The sequence below is a fragment of the Halomonas salinarum genome (assembly GCF_012062845.1).
Classification (GTDB): domain Bacteria; phylum Pseudomonadota; class Gammaproteobacteria; order Pseudomonadales; family Halomonadaceae; genus Onishia; species Onishia salinarum.
In genome coordinates this window covers 162,074-181,295 of sequence record NZ_WWNB01000003.1, presented here as the reverse complement: position 1 = coordinate 181,295, position 19,222 = coordinate 162,074, and the positions used below count along the sequence as shown (strand labels likewise).

19 protein-coding genes are annotated in these 19,222 nt (G+C 58.5%); 13 read left to right on the top strand and 6 right to left on the bottom strand.

Going from position 1 to position 19,222, the window contains the following annotated elements:
* The first annotated feature begins 227 nt into the window (after window positions 1–227).
* The 10 genes from ehuB (at window position 228) to ihfA (ending at window position 10,411) form a co-directional block, all read left to right on the top strand.
* Window positions 228–1,103: an ectoine/hydroxyectoine ABC transporter substrate-binding protein EhuB gene (ehuB, locus tag HF027_RS03900; RefSeq protein ID WP_168013075.1), complete on the top strand. Its 876-nt coding sequence runs from the start codon at window positions 228–230 to the stop codon at window positions 1,101–1,103.
* 308 nt (window positions 1,104–1,411) lie between these two features.
* Window positions 1,412–1,879, top strand: a complete 468-nt coding sequence (locus tag HF027_RS03895; RefSeq protein ID WP_168013073.1) for a DUF2489 domain-containing protein — start codon at window positions 1,412–1,414, stop codon at window positions 1,877–1,879.
* Window positions 1,880–2,142: 263 nt separating this feature from the next.
* A complete protein-coding gene (locus HF027_RS03890; RefSeq protein WP_168013072.1) occupies window positions 2,143–3,000 on the top strand; it encodes an OmpA family protein in 858 nt (285 codons plus the stop codon).
* A 296-nt stretch (window positions 3,001–3,296) separates the two neighbouring features.
* Entirely contained in the window at window positions 3,297–5,192 is a 1,896-nt protein-coding gene (gene thrS / locus HF027_RS03885) for a threonine--tRNA ligase (protein ID WP_168013070.1), read from the top strand.
* A 34-nt stretch (window positions 5,193–5,226) separates the two neighbouring features.
* Window positions 5,227–5,766, top strand: a complete 540-nt coding sequence (gene infC / locus HF027_RS03880; protein ID WP_276605695.1) for a translation initiation factor IF-3 — start codon at window positions 5,227–5,229, stop codon at window positions 5,764–5,766.
* An 87-nt stretch (window positions 5,767–5,853) separates the two neighbouring features.
* Entirely contained in the window at window positions 5,854–6,048 is a 195-nt protein-coding gene (gene rpmI / locus HF027_RS03875) for a 50S ribosomal protein L35 (RefSeq protein ID WP_092524139.1), read from the top strand.
* Window positions 6,049–6,088: 40 nt separating this feature from the next.
* A complete protein-coding gene (gene rplT / locus HF027_RS03870) occupies window positions 6,089–6,442 on the top strand; it encodes a 50S ribosomal protein L20 (protein ID WP_136254486.1) in 354 nt (117 codons plus the stop codon).
* A 166-nt stretch (window positions 6,443–6,608) separates the two neighbouring features.
* Entirely contained in the window at window positions 6,609–7,628 is a 1,020-nt protein-coding gene (gene pheS, locus HF027_RS03865) for a phenylalanine--tRNA ligase subunit alpha (RefSeq protein WP_168013068.1), read from the top strand.
* 29 nt (window positions 7,629–7,657) lie between these two features.
* The gene (gene pheT, locus HF027_RS03860) at window positions 7,658–10,039 is read left to right on the top strand and encodes a phenylalanine--tRNA ligase subunit beta (protein ID WP_168013066.1); all 2,382 of its coding nucleotides are present in this window, start codon (window positions 7,658–7,660) and stop codon (window positions 10,037–10,039) included.
* A 66-nt stretch (window positions 10,040–10,105) separates the two neighbouring features.
* Entirely contained in the window at window positions 10,106–10,411 is a 306-nt protein-coding gene (gene ihfA, locus HF027_RS03855; RefSeq protein WP_168013064.1) for an integration host factor subunit alpha, read from the top strand.
* Window positions 10,412–10,548: 137 nt separating this feature from the next.
* Here the strand turns inward: ihfA and HF027_RS03850 are convergent, their stop codons facing one another.
* Window positions 10,549–10,755, bottom strand: a complete 207-nt coding sequence (locus tag HF027_RS03850) for a DUF2788 domain-containing protein (RefSeq protein ID WP_168013062.1) — start codon at window positions 10,753–10,755, stop codon at window positions 10,549–10,551.
* A gap of 146 nt (window positions 10,756–10,901) precedes the next feature.
* On the opposite strand from HF027_RS03850, the gene HF027_RS03845 reads away from it, so the two are divergent.
* Window positions 10,902–11,369, top strand: a complete 468-nt coding sequence (locus HF027_RS03845) for a flavodoxin domain-containing protein (RefSeq protein WP_168013060.1) — start codon at window positions 10,902–10,904, stop codon at window positions 11,367–11,369.
* On the top strand, window positions 11,366–11,743 hold the full coding sequence (locus tag HF027_RS03840; protein WP_168013058.1) for a hypothetical protein: 378 nt from the start codon (window positions 11,366–11,368) through the stop codon (window positions 11,741–11,743). Before HF027_RS03845 ends, HF027_RS03840 begins: the two co-directional genes overlap by 4 nt.
* A 310-nt stretch (window positions 11,744–12,053) precedes the next feature.
* Here the strand turns inward: HF027_RS03840 and ppnN are convergent, their stop codons facing one another.
* On the bottom strand, window positions 12,054–13,418 hold the full coding sequence (gene ppnN, locus HF027_RS03835) for a nucleotide 5'-monophosphate nucleosidase PpnN (protein WP_280730169.1): 1,365 nt from the start codon (window positions 13,416–13,418) through the stop codon (window positions 12,054–12,056).
* Window positions 13,419–13,432: 14 nt separating this feature from the next.
* Window positions 13,433–13,723: a hypothetical protein gene (locus HF027_RS03830; protein WP_168013056.1), complete on the bottom strand. Its 291-nt coding sequence runs from the start codon at window positions 13,721–13,723 to the stop codon at window positions 13,433–13,435.
* Between the two features lie 141 nt (window positions 13,724–13,864).
* Here HF027_RS03830 and HF027_RS03825 point away from each other — a divergent pair, with 141 nt between their 5' ends.
* Window positions 13,865–14,788, top strand: coding sequence for a LysR family transcriptional regulator (locus tag HF027_RS03825; RefSeq protein WP_168013054.1), 924 nt, complete (start codon window positions 13,865–13,867; stop codon window positions 14,786–14,788).
* 62 nt (window positions 14,789–14,850) lie between these two features.
* Here the strand turns inward: HF027_RS03825 and HF027_RS03820 are convergent, their stop codons facing one another.
* From HF027_RS03820 to gcvH, 3 genes are all read right to left on the bottom strand, one after another.
* Window positions 14,851–15,258, bottom strand: a complete 408-nt coding sequence (locus HF027_RS03820) for a cupredoxin domain-containing protein (protein WP_245184483.1) — start codon at window positions 15,256–15,258, stop codon at window positions 14,851–14,853.
* Between the two features lie 322 nt (window positions 15,259–15,580).
* Window positions 15,581–18,475 (bottom strand): aminomethyl-transferring glycine dehydrogenase, encoded by a 2,895-nt coding sequence (gcvP, locus tag HF027_RS03815; protein WP_168013052.1) that lies wholly within the window; start codon window positions 18,473–18,475, stop codon window positions 15,581–15,583.
* A 106-nt stretch (window positions 18,476–18,581) separates the two neighbouring features.
* Window positions 18,582–18,977, bottom strand: coding sequence for a glycine cleavage system protein GcvH (gene gcvH, locus HF027_RS03810; protein WP_168013050.1), 396 nt, complete (start codon window positions 18,975–18,977; stop codon window positions 18,582–18,584).
* Window positions 18,978–19,222 lie beyond the last annotated feature (245 nt).

The following is a 19,222-nucleotide window of genomic DNA, read 5'->3' as shown; positions in this document are numbered from 1 at the left end:
AGCTTGTCAACGGCGCTGCTACGCTTAATGAATCGTCACAGAGAGGCGGTGAACGCGACGCCATGATGGTTCCGATGCGCGGTTCCAATACATGGTTCCAACACAAAGGTGCACGAACAGGGCCCATTACATCGCTCCGACCCAGCGTCTCCAAATACTCCAACGGGACTCCAGGGTGAGACCTGTCATAAAGCGGGCCGGAACCAAGCCACCCGGAGCCGATAACAATGAAACGACATACATTTTCCCCTGGGCAATCATTCATAGCCGGCACGCTTGCCACCCTGCTGGCCATTCCTGGGGTACAGGCCGCTACGCTTGAGGAAATCAAGGAGCGCGGCATGATCCGCGTTGCCATCGCCAACGAAAAACCTTATGGCTACATGAACGAAGAAGGTAAGGCGTTGGGTGTCGGCCCAGAAGTCGCTCGTCGTATTCTGGAGGATCTCGACATAGAAAAGATCGAATGGGTCGAAACAGAATTCAAGAACCTCATGCCCGGGCTCGAGGTCGGCCGCTTCGACATGGCCGCAGCGGAAATGGCTATCCTGCCAGAACGCTGCGCGCGCGTACTCTTTTCTAACCCCAATACGTCCTATGGCGAAGGTTTACTGGTACTGGCCTCAAATCCCAATCGGATCCGTGCCTACGAGGACTTCGTCGAGCGGGCGGACAACATTCGTGTCGCGGTTCAGGAGGGGACAGTTACCCAAGATATGTTTGTGGCCCTGGGCGTCGACCCGGATCGGATCGTGACAGTGGAGCGCCTCCCGGAAGCCGTCGACGCCATTCTGCGCGGTCGCGCTGATGCCTTCGCCGCTACCGGCATGACAGTCGCCGCCATGGAGCAGCTGAGCCCCCAGGTAGAAGCCGAATTCAACTTCACTGATCCGGTTATAAATGGGCGTGAGGTTCGTTATTTCGGTGGTTTCGCCTTCCCCCTGGATGCCGAGGGCCTGCGGGAGGCAGTGAACGACGAATTGGAGGAAGAGAAGCGTGATGGCGACTGGCAGCAGACGCTGATGCGCTATGGCTTCCTTACGAAGGATATTATCTATTCTTACCGCTTCAGCGCTGAACAGCTCTGCAACGGAGCCAATTAGGCGCTTACCTGCCTGGCGCCTGCTTGATCGAAGGAATGGTCAGTTTGCGCTGGGCAGAGCAGGTGAGCTGTCATTTCCTGTGAGAAACACCACAGCACCTTCCTTATCGATCACTTCGCGGAATACAGGCCATGCCGCTTGTTCAGTCGTGGTGGCGTTTTGTCCACCTGGCAGCCTCACATTTTGGATGGGGGGAAATGCCCCGTTTGTGTGCGCTATCGGCCTTAGTGGCCTTGTCCGCGTTGGGTTGACGCGCCTCAGCCGCGTACAATGCCGGTATTTTCCGATGGACAGCGAGAGGCGATGACATGAGTGAGACGGTAGCTTGGATAGTGGCTGGCCTCGCAGTAGTGTTTTTGGCGGGTCTTGGTGCTTATGCCTTCACACTTTGGAAAGAGGTGCGGCGGCGTGAGGCTTTCAAACGTGAAGAAGTAGAGCGCGCCAATCAGCAGTGCCTCGCTAGCCTGGATGCGATCGCGCGCTCGATGATCAGTCGCCAGGTTGATCTGGTGGAGGGGTCTATGCGGTGCAAGGTGTTACTCGAGATCATTGATCCAGCGCTGCTGCAGCGTGATAGCTTCCGCGTGTTTGGCGATGTTCATGAGCGTACAGAGCACTTACATACTCACTCGGCCCGCAAGGAACTGAGCCTTAAAGAACGCCTTGATGAAGATCGCCAACGTATTACTGTTGAGGAAGAATTCGAGACACCTCTCATCGAGGCCGCTCAGGGCGTGCTGACCTTCAAAGAGCGCTGGCCGGAAAGCCCGCGCTAAATCAGTCGTTTGCCAGTAAGGAGAGACCTCCTTTTCGAGGTCAAAGCTATCGCATCGAGGTCACTGCCGCGCTGGCCGAATTTTTTCGTTGTCTCTATTAGGTGACACTTGATTAAATCTGTTGCCTAGCCGAACATCCCATGTTGTGCTTATCTTTGGTAACGAAGCGAAATAAAGCGCTTTTCTGACCCTCGCAGTTAAGCACCGCTGTTTCCTGACACCATGGTTGGGTCCGCAGTGATACACATAAGAAGGAGTCTTGCATGAAAAAATCAATGACAGGGTTGCTGATAGGTTCAGCATTGGTAATTGGCCTTTCTGGCTGTGCCAGCTCAGCTTCACAGTCCGCTAGTAGCTCAGCAAACGATGCTTGGTACCAGAGCCCCTTCGTTTGTGCTGTCGCGGGCGGCTTGATTGGTGGTGGTATCGGCTACGCCTCAAGCAGCGAGTCTGATGAAGATCAGGGTGCCGCCATTGGCAGCACCGTTGGCGCGACAGCAGGTGGCATGCTGTGTTCCAAGCCGAAGCCGGCTGAGCCGCAGTGCCCGACATTCGGCGGAACGATTCCCGCCGGTGTGGCCACCAACTCTGAAGGCTGCCCGCTGGATTCCGATGGCGATGGCGTTTACGACTTCCGCGACCAGTGCCCGGGAACCCCGGCCGGTGTCGAGGTTGACCGTAAAGGCTGCCCGCTGGATTCCGACGCCGATGGCGTACCTGACTTCAAGGATCAGTGCCCGGGCACCCCGGCCGGCGCCGAAGTCAACTCCTTGGGTTGTGTCGATGACCTGGTTCTGGAAGACGTCAACTTCGAGTTTGACTCTGCCAAGCTGACCATGGGCGCTGAGAGCATTCTGGAAGGTGTGGCTGAAAAGCTCGCCGCCAACCCGGAAGCTCGCGTGCGTCTGGAAGGGCATACCGACTCCATCGGCTCGGATAGCTATAACAAGGAGCTGTCTCAGGAGCGTGCTAACTCGGTCAGGGCCTTCCTGGCGAGCGAAGGGATTGACACCGAGCGCATGAAGGCTATCGGCTATGGCGAAGAGCAGCCGATTGCTACCAACGACACTGCTGCCGGTCGCGCGGAAAACCGTCGCGTAGAGCTTGGCGAGTGGGAGTGAAGATCTGACTCTTTGATTTATTGAGTTAGGTTTAGCTGACGAGGGGTGCCAATTGGCACCCCTCGTTTCGTTGGGGCATGCGCGTCAAACCATCATCGCTTGCGCTTGCGCAACCCTTACCCACTGAGCCGGCTGGACGCTCATTGCCTGCCCCTGCTAATGTGCGCTTCCAATCTGGGTTGCGCCCATGAGCCTCTCCAGAGGCGGTGTCTATACACTGCCACTCCGTCTTCATTCATTTCAGCCTGTCGCATGTCGTCCCTGGTATGGATGACCACTGCGCTCGAGGATGCCCAATGCCAATCGTTACCCTGCCTGACGGCAGTCAGAGAACCTTTGATGCGCCGCTTACGGTGATGCAGCTGGCCGAGTCCATCGGTACCGGTCTGGCCAAGGCCTGTGTGGCCGGCAAGATCGACGATGTCTTGGTCGATGCCGCCGATATCATCGACCATGACGCCAAGGTCGCTATCCTGACCGCTCGTGACGACGAAGGCCTTGAGGTGATTCGTCACTCCTGTGCTCACCTGGTCGGCCATGCCGTCAAGCAGCTTTATCCCGAAGCCAAGATGGCGATCGGCCCGGTGATCGATGATGGGTTCTACTACGACATCGATTTCGGTCGTTCTGCTACCCCAGAAGACCTCGAAGCCATCGAAGCACGCATGAAGCTGCTCATCGACCGGGGCTACGACGTCGTGCGTGAGTATGTTGATCGCGACAAGGCGATGGTGACCTTCCTCCATCGTGATGAGCCCTTCAAGCAAGAGCTGGTGCGCGGGATTCCCGAGGGTGAGACCATTCGTCTTTATCACCACGAGGAATATATCGACATGTGCCGCGGACCGCATGTGCCGAATACCTCGCACCTCAAGGCATTCAAGCTGACCAAGCTCGCCGGCGCCTATTGGCGGGGCAGTGCCGAGAATCCGATGCTGACACGCATCTACGGCACGGCCTGGGGCGACAAGAAGCAGCTCAAGGCCTATCTCAAGCGCCTCGAGGAAGCCGAGAAGCGCGATCATCGCAAGCTGGCGCGCAAGATGGACCTTTTCCATATTCAGGAAGAGGCGCCGGGCATGGTGTTCTGGCACCCCAATGGCTGGACGATTTATCAGGCGCTCGAGCAGTACATGCGCCGCGTGCAGATCGAGCACGGCTACCAGGAAATCAAGACGCCCCAGGTGGTTGATCTGTCTCTCTGGAAGGCCTCCGGTCACTGGGGCCACTACTCCGATCTGATGTTCACTACGGAGTCGGAGAAACGCGAGTACGCGGTCAAGCCGATGAATTGCCCCTGCCACGTGCAGGTCTTCAACCAAGGGCTGAAGAGCTATCGGGATCTGCCGCTGCGCCTGGCCGAGTTCGGCAGCTGTCACCGTAACGAGCCATCCGGTTCGCTGCACGGTTTAATGCGCGTGCGCGGATTTACGCAAGACGATGCCCATATTTTCTGCACCGAAAAGCAGATTCAGTCTGAAGCAGAAGACTTTATCGCCCTGACCCTCAAGGTCTATAAGGAACTGGGTTTCGATGACGTAGAGCTCAAGCTCTCGACTCGCCCTGAAGGTTTCATGGGCGAGCCAGGACTCTGGGATCGTGCCGAAGCCGGCTTGGAGGCAGCGCTAAATGCCACAGGCCTCGACTGGGAGCTGCAGCCGGGCGAGGGCGCCTTCTACGGCCCGAAGATCGAGTTTGCTCTGCGCGATTGCTTGAATCGCGTATGGCAATGCGGCACTCTTCAGCTCGACTTCAACCTGCCGGGACGCCTCGGTGCCCAGTTCGTCGATGAAGATGGCGCACGCAAGACGCCTGTGATGCTACATCGCGCGATTCTCGGGTCTTTCGAGCGATTCCTTGGTATCCTCATTGAGCACTACGCCGGAGCCATGCCGCTATGGCTAGCCCCCGAGCAGGCAGTAGTCATGACCATCACTGATTCGCAGCGTGATTTCGCCCAAGAAGTGGTGAATCGCCTGCAGAAAGTCGGTCTTCGCGCCAAGGCAGACTTGAGGAACGAGAAGATCGGCTTTAAAATCCGTGAACATACGTTGCAGAAGGTACCGTATCTCCTCGTTGTGGGAGATAAGGAAGTCGAGGCAGGTGCCGTTGCAGTACGGACTCGCACCGGAGAAGATCTCGGCTCATTGAAAATCGATGACCTGATCACCAAGCTTAACGACGAGCGGTGATTTAGACGACGTCAACCAATACGGAGATGTAACGATCAAGAGAAATACACAGCGCGGCCGTCCTCAGGACAAGCGCCCTCCAATGAACGAGCGTATCAGCGAAGACCAAGTCCGCCTCATCGGAATGGAAGGTGAGCAGCTTGGGATTGTGTCCACCCGTGATGCCTTGGAACAGGCGGAAGCGGCTGGTATGGACCTCGTGCAGATCTCCAATGCCGATCCGATCGTTTGCAAGATCATGGATTACGGCAAATTCGTCTTCGAGCAGAAGAAGCAAAAAGCTGCTCAGAAGAAGAAGACCAAGCAGATCCAGGTGAAGGAAGTGAAATTCCGGCCTGGTACCGACGAGGGGGACTATCAGGTCAAGCTGAAAAACCTGATACGTTTCCTCGAAGCGGGCGACAAGGGCAAGGTCACGCTGCGTTTCCGCGGCCGTGAGATGGCCCACCAGGACATCGGCCGCAAGCTGATGGAACGGGTGGCCAGTGATCTGGAAGAGATCGCCAATGTGGAGTCCTTCCCGAAAATGGAAGGACGCCAGATGATCATGATCCTTGCCCCCAAGAAGAAGTGATCCAAAGGCAGTTGAACGGGTGTCGACCGTACTGCGGTCGGCATCGGCCTTGGGTTTTCTGAAGAACCTTGAGCGGAGTTTTACCTCATGCCAAAAATCAAGAGCAACAGTGGCGCTGCCAAGCGCTTCAAGAAGACGGCCAACGGCTTCAAGCACAAGCAGTCGTTCCGTAGCCACATCCTGACCAAGAAGACCACCAAGCGTAAGCGTCAGCTGCGTGGGATGAAGCAGATCCACGCATCCGATGTGCCGCTGATTCAGCGCATGCTGCCGAATCTGTAAGCGACGCCGGTAGACCCTTTTTTAACGTCAGGAGAAAGCTATGACACGTGTTAAGCGTGGCGTCGTTGCACGTCGCCGTCACAAGAAAATCATGAAGCAGGCCAAGGGTTACTACGGTGCGCGTTCGCGCGTCTTCCGCGTAGCCAAACAGGCCGTTATCAAAGCCGGTCAGTACGCGTATCGTGACCGTCGCGTCCGCAAGCGTCAGTTCCGTGCGCTGTGGATTACGCGTATCAACGCCGGTGCGCGCAATAACGGCATGTCCTACAGCCGCTTCATCGCTGGTCTCAAGCAGGCTGGCATCGAGATCGACCGCAAGGTACTTGCCGATCTCGCCGTTCACGAAAAGGCCGCCTTTGCCGCTATCGTCGAGAAGGCCAAGGCTGCTCACTGAGTGAACTGATCGTTTCGACGTGCGAGTGCATGAACGACGCCATATCGTTTGCATCGCACCCGTGAAGGTCGCAGGGGAAGAGCAGACGCTCTTCCCCTGTTTTTTTATATGACCCTGTTGCGATATGGCGCATCGATATCGCAGCAGCGCATTCGGAGCTCAACGGATGGACCACCTTCCTAACCTGGTTGCCGAGGCGCGCGGCGCCATCGAAGCTGCCCAAGACATCTCCGCGCTCGACGAAGTGCGGGTGCGCTATCTCGGCAAAAAGGGTGAAATCACAGCCTTGCTGAAGGGCCTCGGCAAGCTGCCCCCTGAGGAGCGTCCGGCCGCAGGCGAGCGTATCAACCAGGCCAAGCAGGAGCTTAGCGCCGAGCTGGACCGTCGTCGTCAATTGCTTGAGAAGGCCGCTCTCGATGCCCGCTTATCAGCCGAGAGCCTGGACGTGACACTGCCCGGACGGGGGCAACCCGGTGGCGGCTTGCACCCGGTAACGCGGACCCTCGAGCGCATTGAAGGGCTCTTCACGCGCATCGGCTTCGACGTGGCGGTAGGGCCGGAGATCGAAGACGATTACCACAACTTCGAAGCCCTCAATATTCCGGCCCATCACCCGGCTCGCGGTATGGCCGACACCTTCTACTTCGACGCTACCCGACTGCTGCGCACGCATACCTCGCCGGTACAGGTGCGGACGATGAAGAACGAAGCGCCGCCGATTCGCATCGTTTGCCCGGGGCGTGTCTACCGTAGCGACTCGGATCTGACTCACACCCCGATGTTCCATCAGGTTGAGGGTCTGCTGGTCGATGAGGACGTCAGCTTTGCCGACCTGAAAGGCACCATCGAAGACTTTCTTCATGCCTTCTTCGAACGTGACGATCTGTCGGTACGCTTCCGGCCGTCTTACTTCCCCTTCACCGAGCCCTCCGCCGAAGTGGATATCGAGTGCGTCATGTGTGGCGGCGACGGCTGTCGTGTCTGTTCGCATAGTGGCTGGCTCGAGGTGATGGGGTGCGGCATGGTGCATCCTGAGGTGTTCAATCATGCCGGTATCGATACTGAGCGCTACAAAGGCTTTGCCTTTGGCATGGGTGCCGAGCGACTGGCCATGTTGCGCTACGGCGTCAACGACTTGCGCCTGTTCTTCGAGAACGATCTGCGCTTCCTGCGCCAGTTCGCCTGAATCCCTGACTGCAGAACACAGGATATGTCATGAAATTTTCAGAACAGTGGCTGCGTGAATGGGTGTCGCCGCAGTTGGCGACCCAGGCGTTGGCCGACCAGATCACCATGGCGGGGCTGGAAGTTGATGCCGTTGAACCCGTTGCGGCTGCCTTCCAGGGCGTGGTGATAGCCGAGGTTGTCGATAAGGCGCAGCATCCCGATGCGAACAAGCTGAATGTCTGTCAGGTCATCGATGGAAGTGGTGAGTCGGTGCAGGTGGTATGTGGCGCTCCCAACGTCGATGTGGGTCAAAAGGTGGCCTTCGCTCAGGTAGGGGCTGTACTGCCTGGCGATTTCAAGATCAAGAAAGCCAAGCTGCGTGGTGTCGAATCCCGCGGCATGATCTGCTCAGCCTCAGAGCTGGGACTCGAGGAAGAGACGTCGCCCGGTATCATGGAACTTCCTCTCGATGCGCCGGCCGGTGAAGATTTTCGCGCCTGGATGGGGCTGGATGACAGCACCATCGAAGTTGATCTGACGCCCAACCGCGGTGACTGCCTGAGCCTCAAGGGCATGGCGCGCGAGGTAGGCGTGCTTAACCGCTTGGCGGTCGAAGGCCCGGCAATGTCCCCGGTGGCACCGACCCATGATGAGACGTTCCCGGTAGAGGTGCGCGACGGTGAGCGCTGTCCGCGTTACATCGGCCGCCTGATCAAGGGTGTCGATGTTACTGCTGAAACGCCGTTGTGGATGGTCGAGCGTCTGCGTCGCAGTGGCGTGCGGTCCATCGACCCGATCGTCGATATCACCAATTATGTGATGCTCGAGCTCGGCCAGCCGATGCATGCGTTTGACCGGACCAACCTCCATGAGCGCGTCGAGGTACGTCTGGCTCGCGCCGGTGAGCAACTGACGCTCCTCGACGGCCAGGAAATTGCGCTACGCGACGATACGCTGGTGATCGCCGATGGCCGTGGCGCCCTGGCGATTGCCGGGGTGATGGGTGGTGAGCATTCTGGGGTGAATGCCGAGACCAAGGATATCTTCCTTGAATCGGCCTTCTTTACACAGCTCGCCGTGGCCGGTCAGGCGCGCAGCTATGGTCTGCACACCGATGCCTCACATCGTTTCGAACGTGGCGTTGACCCTGAGCTGACGCGTGATGCCGTCGAGCGGGCGACCGCGCTGTTGCTCGAGATCACCGGGGGTGAGCCTGGCCCCTTGGTCGAGGCGGCAGCGGCCGAACATCTCCCCGCGGTGCGCCAGATTACCCTGCGTCGCGAGCGGCTTGAGCAGGCACTGGGGCTGTCACTGCCAGGGGAAGATGTCACCGAGATACTCGAACGTCTGGGTATGCCTGTCGAAGCTGATGACGTGGCCTGGCGGGTGGCGGTTCCGAGCTGGCGTTTCGATGTCGCGATCGAAGAAGACTTGATCGAGGAGGTCGCCCGGATTCACGGTTATAACCGCTTGCCGGTCCGTCGCCCTCAGGCGCGCCTGGGACTGCGTCCTGACGGCGAGATCTACCAGCCGCTGTCGCGTCTGCGGCGTCAGATGGTCGCCCGTGGTTATCAAGAGGCCATCAGCTATAGCTTCGTGGCACCTGAGCTTCAGAAAGCACTGATGCCTCAGGCGGTGTCGCCGACACTGGCCAATCCGATCTCAAGCGATATGTCGGTCATGCGGGCCAGCCTGTTCCCCGGGCTGATCAAGGCGCTCGAGCACAACCTTAACCGCCAGCAAAACCGGGTGCGTCTGTTTGAAACAGGCCTAGTGTTCCGAGGTGAGCTTGATGACTTGTCTCAGATTCCGATGATGGGTGCCTTGGTTTGTGGCAATCGTGATCCGGAAGGCTGGGCCGCGCGCGATGACAAGGTCGATTTCTACGACCTCAAGGGCGATCTGGAAAGTCTGTTGGCCATGGGCGGTGAGCCGGATGCCTGGCGCTTTGAGCCTGGTGAGCACCCGGCGCTTCATCCCGGTCAGACAGCCCGTGTCCTGTATCGGGGCGAGGAGGCTGGCTGGATTGGTACCCTGCATCCTGCGGTACGCGCCGAACTGGGGCTCAAGGTCGAAGCCGTGCTGTTCGAGGTGCGCCTTGATGCATTGAGCCAGGGTCAGCTGCCGGCCTTCACCCCTCTATCGCGCTATCCGGAGGTTCGTCGCGACCTTGCCTTGCTGGTCGACGAGTCGTTGCCGGTACAGTCGCTGCTCGACTGTCTGCGTGAGCAGGCCGGTGAGTGGCTGACGGGCATCAATCTGTTTGATGTCTATCAGGGCAAAGGGGTAGAGGATGGTCGCAAGAGTGTTGCTCTGGGCTTGACCTGGCAGCATCCATCGCGCACGCTGAATGACGAGGAAATCAATCAGTTAGTCGATGCAATCGTCACCGAATCCGGTCAGCGCTTCGGCGCGCAGCTGAGAAGCTGATCCAAGAGGCTACCAAGCCTTGACTCGGAAGAAGGCGACGCTGCCATCCTGTACGAGGGAATGACCATGGGTGCGTTGACCAAGGCAGAGCTGGCCGAACACTTGCACACAGAACTTGGCTTGTCCAAGCGTGATGCGAAGTCGATGGTAGAGGCCTTCTTCGAAGAAATTCGTGGCTGTTTACGCGAGAACGAACAGGTCAAGTTGTCCGGTTTCGGTAACTTCGATCTGCGTGACAAGCGCGAACGGCCGGGACGGAACCCCAAGACGGGAGAGGAAATTCCGATTTCAGCCCGTCGTGTTGTGACCTTCCGGCCAGGGCAGAAGCTCAAGGCCCAAGTCGAGGATTTTCAAGGTCCGTTGACGTGTTAAGCGCAAGGTAGCGATTGCAATATAAAAAAGGCGTCACCTATCGGGTGGCGCCTTTTTTTGCGTTTGGCGAATGGGTGTGGGCAGTGTCGCTCCATGCCGCCTATCAAGACGCTCGTCTGGGTTCCGTGCGAAAGCGTCTATACGCCGCCGCTTTCCATCACATAGGTGATGATGACCTTGAGGACATAGCCCAATATCCCCGCCCCGAGCACGATGAACAGCATGATGGTGCCGAATTTTCCGGCCTTTGACTTGCGGGCCAAGTCCCAGATGATGAAACACATGAAGAGGATTAGCCCGCCGATCATGATGGGGGTGATCCAAGCCTCGAAGGTCTGTTGCATCTTGTCTCCCGGTTAGTCAAAAGGCCGAGTATAACCTCGCCGAACGTAAGTCGATATTGCTCGCTGATCAATGCGTAGCGGTAGGGATTCGGCTCTCGCAGCGACTATGGTAATATCCGAGTAAATTTCTCAAGCAAAGCTGATCCATGTCCATGCTGAAGATTTTCGTTGGCACCATGTATGGCGGCGCCCTCGACGTCGCTGAGCAAGTTAAGCCGTTATTCGAGCAGGCCGGTTACGAGGTTGCGATCTATGATCAGCCAACCCTCGAGGACCTTACCGGGTCGCCGACTGATCTGGCGCTGTTCTGTGTGTCGACCACGGGCTCCGGCGACTATCCGGGTAACTTCATGGCTTTTGCACGAGCACTGCAAGAGCAGGGCGCCGATCTGTCAGCTTTAAACTATGGTTTGGTGGCCCTCGGCGATAGCTCCTATGTCGATAGCTTCTGCGGTGCTGGCAGGTCACTGGATGCGTTGCTGTCGGAATACGGTGCTCAGCGCCTGGGTGAGCGGCTTGAAGTCGATGCCATGGAAACGTTCATGGCGGATGATGCAGCCTTGCCCTGGGCTGAGGAGTGGATTGAGTCGCAGCAGCTTGCGGTGTCTGAATGAAGGTCTCAGCGACCCCTGAAAGGCTCAGTGTGATGGCGGGGCTTGAGATCGTCATGCTCTCAAGCGTGCCGCGCTATCTTCTCGAAGGCCATGACACACGTCTTACGCTCCTGATAATGGCTGCTGCAGCGGTGGCAATCGCCGCCGGCCTTCATTGGCGGCTTCTCGACGTAGAGGCGCGCCGCCAGCTACCAGGCCTTTCCAAGCGGCTAGTGGCATGTCTGCTGGGGGGGGGGCTGCTGATGGCGTTCTGGCAGGCGGTCAGTCTCGGGGGAATTGATGGTGTCCTGCTGCTTGCACATGGCACGGCTCTTGGACTCCTTATCCACGTGGTGGGCCTGCTTTGGCATCGTCCTGGATCAGAGGTCAAGTGATGGGCTGTCACTAGGCCATGCCTGAAACGTGCCTGCGCTCGGCTATACGGCGTTAAAAATCAGCTCAAAATTCTCATTTACGGCCTGTAAACTCCGCTTTTTCGCTGATTTTTGCCTTGTCTATCCTTCGTTCGGCGACTTTTCAGGCAAAGCCTAGAAGACGACAGTTGGTTGATGCATCAAACGAAAAAAGGGGCTCGCTAAGCGAGCCCCTTTTTCGGTCAGTGTCTCAGGTCCGTCTCTTATCCCATCATTGCCGCCATGCCCGTTACATCCTGACCTGAGAGCCTTCTGAAGGAGCCGGTGCCGTTCAGCCCAGGGTATAGCAAGGCTCGTAATGGCTTCCGGGTAGCTTCATGCGTCCCTGCTCGACGAATGAGGTCAGCAGCTCATCCAGTCGCGCCATCAGGTCGGGCTCGGCATGCAGGCGGAAGGGACCGTGGGCCTCGATGGCGCGAATGCCGGGTTCCTTGACGTTGCCAGCGACGATACCCGAGAAAGCACGACGCAGGTTGGCGGCGAGTTCATGGATCGGCTGATTGCGGTGCAGGGCAAGCCCGGCCATGCCCTCGTGATTCGCTTCGAAGGGTTCCTGGAAGTTGCGGTCGATGTTCAGGCGCCAGTTGTAGTAGAAAGCATCCTGATGGGCCCGCCGGAATTCCGTGACCTCATCGACCCCCATCCGCATGGCCTTGGCGACGCTAGTGGGATCATCGATGATGATGCGATAGCGTTCGCGAGCTGATTCGCCGAGGGTGTAGGCCAAAAATTCGTCGATGCGCTTGAAGTAGTCTGCGCTGCTGGCGGGGCCGGTAAAGATGACCGGGAAAGGGATATCCCTATTGGCTGGGTGCAGCAGTATACCCAGCAGATAGAGGATCTCCTCGGCAGTGCCGACCCCTCCGGGGAAAATCACGATGCCGTGGCCGACACGCACGAAGGCCTCCAGGCGCTTCTCAATGTCCGGCATGATGATCAGTTCATTGACGATCGGGTTCGGTGACTCGGCTGCAATGATGCCTGGCTCCGATATGCCCAGGTACCGCCCTTGTGACCGGCGTTGCTTGACGTGGGCCACGTTGGCGCCCTTCATCGGTCCCTTCATGGCCCCTGGTCCGCATCCGGTGCAGATATCCAGTTCGCGCAGCCCCAGGTGGTAGCCGACCCCTTTGGTGTAGTCATACTCCTCACGGGAGATCGAATGGCCTCCCCAGCACACGACCAGGCTAGGATCCAGCGAGGGCTTGAGGGCGCCGGCTTTGCGCAGGATATGGAACACAGCGTTGGTGGTCCCTTCACCGGAACTCAGATCGAAGCGCGGATGTGTCTGGATCTCGTTATAGACGTAAACGACGTCCCGAACGACCGAAGACAACAGTTCGCGAATACCGCGGATCATCTTGCCGTCAACAAAGGCCTCGATGGGGGCATTGCTGATCTTGAGGCGCAGGCCGCGATCCTCCTGCAGCACCTCGATATCGAAATCACGATAGGCTTCCATGACGGCGAGTCCATCGTCGGTCATGCTATCGCTGTTGAGAACGGCCAAGGCACACCGGCGCAGTAGGTCATGCAGACCTGATGTCGAGGTATCGCGCAAGCGATTGACTTCGTGTTGTGACAGGACCTCGAGGCTGCCCTCGGGGGATAGTGTCGTGGAAATGGTCTGGGGCATGGGCGGTTTCCTTATTATGCCGCGTCGGCCTGGGCACAGGCGTGTGCCAGCAGGCGACGAATCTCGTCCTGATCGTTGGCGCTCATGGCATCCTGGCTAAAGGTACTTTCCAGCCACTCATGGAAAATGGCGTCGAAGTCCTCAGCCAGCACCTCCTCCGGATCATATTCCACCATTTCCATGACCAGGGGAATCTGTGGAATCAGGTAGCCCAGCGGAAAGAGCTGTTCGTCGCTGGCCTGGCGTTCCATGCCCAGCAAGGCGTGATGAATGGCGTCGGCACGCCGGGCGAGAGGGTCGGACATGAGGCTAAATTCTCCGTTGGCTTTGCCTTGCGATGCTAACACGTCACCAAGCCCCCCGCAGCGCTGCGGGATGGATGCGGATCTGGTAAAATCAGCATCCATAATCTCTTCCTGATCCGTAATAGAGTGCGTCGCTGCAACATGTTCAATGCCCAGTATTTCCGCACCTTCATTACGCTTGTCGAAACCGGCAGCTTCACGCAGACGGCCCGTCGTTTGGACATGACGCAGCCAGGCGTGAGCCAGCATATACGCAAGCTGGAGGAATACCTGCAGAGGTCATTGCTGCTTCGTCAAGGGCGTCGCTTTACCCTGACGGAGAGCGGGCGACGGGCCTATGATTACGCGATCAAACTGTTCGCCGAGCACGAACACTTTCGGCACTCACTGGATAACGAATCTCTCGACAGCGGCGACTGTCGCATCGCGTCGCCTGCCAGCGTGGGCATGATGCTGTACCCCTTCATTCTCGGGTACCAGCAGATGCATTCGGGGCTGACGGTAAGCTACAGCTTTGGCTTCAATGGTGCGATCACCGAGGATGTGATGGCGGGGCGATATGATGTGGGAATCGTGACGGAAGTCAGCCGGCATCCTGAGCTTCATTACGCACCCTGGCATCAGGAGCCGCTTTGCCTTGTCGTCCCGGCAGACTTCACGGGCACGACCCTGACCGACCTGGCGGCACTTGGGTTCATGAATTACGCCGATGGCGTCCATCATGCCACTCAGCTATTGCGGGCCAATTTCCCCGGTGAATTTCGCTCGATGAGCCGCTTTCCGCGTCAGGGCTACACCAATGAGGTGTCGATGGTCATGGACGCCGTGGCGCGAGGCCTGGGGTTCAGCGTGGTATCGCGCCCGGTGCTCGAGACGTCGCCCTGGCAGCGTCAAGTGAAAGAGTTGCCGCTGCCACAGCCGGTGTATGAGGCTTTTCACCTGTTGACCCCTGCCGGTGTCGAGACACCTCGACGCTATACGCGTCTGCTCGATGAATTTCTCGAGCAGCGCCGTCACACCCTATATGGCTATCCTGAAGAACCCCATTTCGATAGCCATAGCTGACTTGAGATGACAGCCCTACAGCCAGCAGGTCATCATCCTCGACCAGCGAAAGCTTCCTTCCTTCATCCTTTGAGGTTGATGCTTCCGCTCATGCCTGACTCGTAATGGCCGGGTATATTGCAGGCGAATTCGAGCTTATCGGTGTTCTGCGGGGCGGTCCATACCAGCGTGGCGGTCTCGCCTGGGGCGATGGTTATGGAAGGCATGCCATGGCCTTCACCATGATGGCCAGCCGACATGTCGTGGCCTTCCCCATGATGCCCACTCGACATGTCGTGGCCGCTTCCCGATGCCATCTCCCGCATTATTTCGCGGTGTTGCTCCTGAGCGGCGGCGGTGCCAATCACGAATTCATGTTCAAGTTTGCCGATGTTGGTCACTTCAAACTTCACCGTGCTCCCTGGCGTGATATCCAGTTCATCAGGCGAGAACCACATGTCACCGGCTTCGAAGCTGATGGTGCGATCCACCTGAGTATTATGCCCACTGCCATGTTCACCGCTGGCTAGCGCTGCGGCAGAGGCAAGGGTTAGGGCCGTTGTTAGGATAAGTTTACGCATATCGATAGCTCCATCGTGTACGGGCATAGTCCCCTCTATAAGCTATCAAGCTGAATCAAGGCTGAATACCGAACGCGGTCAGTCCTGAGCAGTTATCAAAGCTGTCAGCTGCCTTAGTGCGTGTGACCATCCGCACAGTGGGCACGCTGAAGGTCTTCACCAACAACAGCCGCAAATGAAAAGGCCCCGGCAGTGATTGCCAGGGCCTTTTGCATGCAGCGCCTTATGTCGATCAGTCGCGGTATTCGTCGATGCTTGGGCAGGTGCAGATCAACTGGCGGTCACCCTGTACGTTGTCGACGCGATTGACCGACGGCCAGACCTTGGCTGCCTTGACGGCCGGGGAGGGGAAGGCGCCTATTTCGCGGCTATAGGGCCGCTCCCAGTCGGCATCCATCAGATCGGCCATGGTGTGCGGGGCATGAACCAGTGGGTTGTTCGTCGCCGGCCAGTCGCCGTTTTCGACCCGCGTGATTTCCTCACGGATACTGATCATGGCATCGCAGAAGCGGTCGATCTCGTAGCGAGACTCCGATTCGGTGGGCTCGACCATCAAGGTGCCTGGCACCGGGAAAGACATGGTCGGTGCGTGGAAGCCATAGTCCATCAGTCGCTTGGCGATATCCTCCTCGCTGATCCCGGACGCCGCCTTGAGCGGGCGCAGGTCGAGGATGCATTCGTGAGCCACGGTGTCATGACGCCCCTTGTAGAGAATGGGGTAGTACTCTCTCAGCCGCGAGGCGATGTAGTTAGCGTTGAGGATGGCAAGCTCGGTGGCTTCACGCAGGCCGCGCGCACCCATCATCTTGATATAGGCCCAGGAAATGGGCAGGATCGACGCGCTGCCGAAGGCGGCTGCGGCGACCGCGCCACAGTCTTTCTCGACGCCAGAAATCGGCGTGACGACATGGTTGGCGACATAGGGCGCCAGGTGCGACTTGACGCCGATCGGGCCCATTCCCGGACCGCCGCCGCCGTGCGGAATACAGAAGGTCTTGTGCAGATTGAGGTGGCTGACATCGCCGCCGAAGTCGCCGGGCCGGGTGATGCCCACCTGGGCGTTCATGTTGGCGCCGTCGATGTATACCTGGCCACCATGATCATGAACGATCTGACAAGCTTCCTGGACGCCTTCCTCGAACACGCCATGGGTCGAGGGGTAGGTCAGCATGATCGCCGACAGCTCGGCACTGTGCTTCTCGGCCTTGTGGCGTAGATCCGCCAGGTCGATGTTGCCGTCCTCGTCGCACTCCACTACCACGACCTTCATATGGGCCATGGCTGCCGACGCCGGATTGGTGCCGTGTGCCGAGCTTGGGATCAGGCAGATATGACGCTCGCCTTGTCCCTGAGCTTCCTGATAACGACGAATGGCGATCAGTCCGGCGTATTCTCCCTGAGCGCCCGAGTTGGGCTGCATCGAGATGTGGTCATAGCCGGTAATTTCCACCAGGAAGTCCGCCAGCTCGGTGATCATCTGGTGGTAGCCGACCACCTGATCCTGGGGCGCGAAGGGATGGATGTCGGCGAATTCCGGCCAGGTGATGGGTACCATTTCGCTGGTTGCATTCAGCTTCATGGTGCATGAGCCCAGCGGAATCATCCCGTGGGTCAGCGACAAATCCTTGTTTTCCAGCCGCTTTAGATAACGCAGCATCTCGGTCTCGCTGCGATAGCGGTTGAAGGTCGGGTGCGTCAGGAAATCGCTATCGCGCTGGCAGGCGGAAGGAATACCGCTCTTGCCCTGGGTCAGCACGTCGTCGTCCAGTGCCGGCACCGAAAGGTCATGTTCTTCGCCAAGCAGTACGTCGAAGAGCACGCCGAGGTCGGCAGCGGTCGTGGTCTCGTCAAGGCTGACGCCGATATCGCCACCCTTGAAATAGCGCAGGTTGATCTCGTGGGTCATCGACCGACCGTGAATCTTGCCGGTATCGACGCCAGTCAGGCGCAGGGTGTCAAACCAGCTGTCATGCGCTAGCTGCACGCCTTTACGAGCCAGGCCCTCGGCGAGGATGGTGGTCAGGCGGTGGATGCGCGAGGCGATGGTGCGCAGGCCCTCGGCACCATGGTAGACGGCGTAGAAGCCGGCGATGTTGGCCAGCAGTGCCTGGGCGGTACAGATGTTGGAGGTCGCCTTTTCACGGCGAATGTGCTGTTCGCGCGTCTGCATGGCCATGCGCATGGCCGGGTGACCGCGACTGTCCTTGGACACGCCGATGATGCGGCCCGGGATGGAGCGCTTGAGCTTGTCGGTGGTGGCGAAGAAGGCCGCATGCGGGCCGCCGAAGCCCATCGGTACACCGAAACGCTGGCTCGAGCCGATGACGGTGTCGGCACCCAGGCTACCCGGCTCCTTGAGCAACACCAGGCTCATGATATCGGCAGCCACGCAAGTCATGATGCCGCGCTCGGCGGCATTGGCCAGTAGTGGCGCCAGGTCGCGCACTTCGCCACTCTGTCCAGGATACTGCAGCAGAGCGCCGAAGACGTCATGCGAGGCGAGTTCCTCGGCCGGGCCGGTGATCAGTTCGAAGCCGAAGTAGTGGGCACGGGTGCGCACTACGTCAAGCGTCTGAGGCAGCACATCGTCGGCAACAAAGAAGGCCTGTGTCTTGGCTTTCTTGTTGGCACGCTTACAAAGTGCCATGGCCTCGGCGGCGGCGGTAGCCTCGTCGAGCAACGAGGCGTTGGCCAGCTCCATGCCGGTCAGATCCATCACTACCTGCTGGAAATTGAGCAGGCCTTCCAGCCGGCCTTGAGCGATTTCCGGCTGATAGGGCGTATAGGCCGTGTACCAGCCCGGATTTTCCAGGACGTTGCGCTGAATGACCGCCGGCAGGTGAGTGTTGTGATAGCCCTGGCCAATGTAGGTCTTGAAGACGCGGTTCTGACGGGCCAAACGCTCCAGGTAATCCAGGGCCTCGGCCTCGCTGCGCGGGGGATCCAGATCCAGCTCACGGCCCATTCGAATGCCACCCGGCACGGTCCGCTCGATCAGCGTCGCAATGCTGTCGGTGTCCAATTGGTCGAGCATGCCGGCGATATCGGCCTGGCTGGGGCCATTGTGGCGTTGGATGAATGCATCGTGGCTGGCCAGATCGGCCAGACGGCGAGTATCAAGTGCCATGAAACACCTATGCGGTTGTTCGAACGATGTGGCCAAGCGGGCAGTGACGCGAGCGGGCCGTCGCAAAGAGAACGCGGGCGAGTGGGTGCCCGCGTCAGGGATTGGGTTAGTCTTGGTCGGCTTCGGCGACCTTGGTGTAGGCGTCAGCGTCGAGCAGCTTATCCAGCGCGGTTACATCCGCAAGCTTGAGCTTGGCGATCCAGCCGCCCCCATAGGGCGCTTCGTTGACGGTCTCCGGTGAGTCTTCGAGCGTCTCATTGACCTCAACTACCTCACCCGCTAGCGGTGCATACAGGTCGGAGGCAGCCTTGACTGATTCGATGACCCCGAATTCTTCGCCGGATTCGAGCATTTGACCGACCTCAGGAAGGTCCACAAAGACCACATCACCCAGGGATTCCTGAGCGTGGTCGGTGATGCCGATGGTGACGGTTCCATCTCCGTTATCCAGGATCCACTCATGGCTTTCGGTGTAGCGCAGATTAGCAGGGATAGTACTCATCGCATTTTCCTATAAGAAAAAGATTTACCGTGGAGAGAATCGTAACGCCCTCTGCAGCGTTTGGCGAGTCCCACGGATGTCATTCTTGCCGACATCGGTGCTGTCGACGACTCATCTTAGGCGGATTCACGATGAGCTTCATCCCCGCTATCGGGAGTGCGGAGCCATTACCCCTCGTTGCGGCATGATAATGCGCTTAGCGCTACGCTTACCCAGTGCACTGGTGCAGGTTGCCGGCTCTCGTA

Bases quoted from the DNA above. Each gene is read 5' to 3' on its own strand.
- ehuB (WP_168013075.1), top strand. From the start codon at position 228: ATGAAACGACATACATTTTCCCCTGGGCAATCATTCATAGCCGGCACG.
- HF027_RS03895 (WP_168013073.1), top strand. From the start codon at position 1,412: ATGAGTGAGACGGTAGCTTGGATAGTGGCTGGCCTCGCAGTAGTGTTT.
- HF027_RS03890 (WP_168013072.1), top strand. From the start codon at position 2,143: ATGAAAAAATCAATGACAGGGTTGCTGATAGGTTCAGCATTGGTAATT.
- thrS (WP_168013070.1), top strand. From the start codon at position 3,297: ATGCCAATCGTTACCCTGCCTGACGGCAGTCAGAGAACCTTTGATGCG.
- rpmI (WP_092524139.1), top strand. From the start codon at position 5,854: ATGCCAAAAATCAAGAGCAACAGTGGCGCTGCCAAGCGCTTCAAGAAG.
- rplT (WP_136254486.1), top strand. From the start codon at position 6,089: ATGACACGTGTTAAGCGTGGCGTCGTTGCACGTCGCCGTCACAAGAAA.
- pheS (WP_168013068.1), top strand. From the start codon at position 6,609: ATGGACCACCTTCCTAACCTGGTTGCCGAGGCGCGCGGCGCCATCGAA.
- pheT (WP_168013066.1), top strand. From the start codon at position 7,658: ATGAAATTTTCAGAACAGTGGCTGCGTGAATGGGTGTCGCCGCAGTTG.
- ihfA (WP_168013064.1), top strand. From the start codon at position 10,106: ATGGGTGCGTTGACCAAGGCAGAGCTGGCCGAACACTTGCACACAGAA.
- HF027_RS03850 (WP_168013062.1), bottom strand. From the start codon at position 10,755: ATGCAACAGACCTTCGAGGCTTGGATCACCCCCATCATGATCGGCGGG.
- HF027_RS03845 (WP_168013060.1), top strand. From the start codon at position 10,902: ATGTCCATGCTGAAGATTTTCGTTGGCACCATGTATGGCGGCGCCCTC.
- HF027_RS03840 (WP_168013058.1), top strand. From the start codon at position 11,366: ATGAAGGTCTCAGCGACCCCTGAAAGGCTCAGTGTGATGGCGGGGCTT.
- ppnN (WP_280730169.1), bottom strand. From the start codon at position 13,418: ATGCCCCAGACCATTTCCACGACACTATCCCCCGAGGGCAGCCTCGAG.
- HF027_RS03830 (WP_168013056.1), bottom strand. From the start codon at position 13,723: ATGTCCGACCCTCTCGCCCGGCGTGCCGACGCCATTCATCACGCCTTG.
- HF027_RS03825 (WP_168013054.1), top strand. From the start codon at position 13,865: ATGTTCAATGCCCAGTATTTCCGCACCTTCATTACGCTTGTCGAAACC.
- gcvP (WP_168013052.1), bottom strand. From the start codon at position 18,475: ATGGCACTTGATACTCGCCGTCTGGCCGATCTGGCCAGCCACGATGCA.
- gcvH (WP_168013050.1), bottom strand. From the start codon at position 18,977: ATGAGTACTATCCCTGCTAATCTGCGCTACACCGAAAGCCATGAGTGG.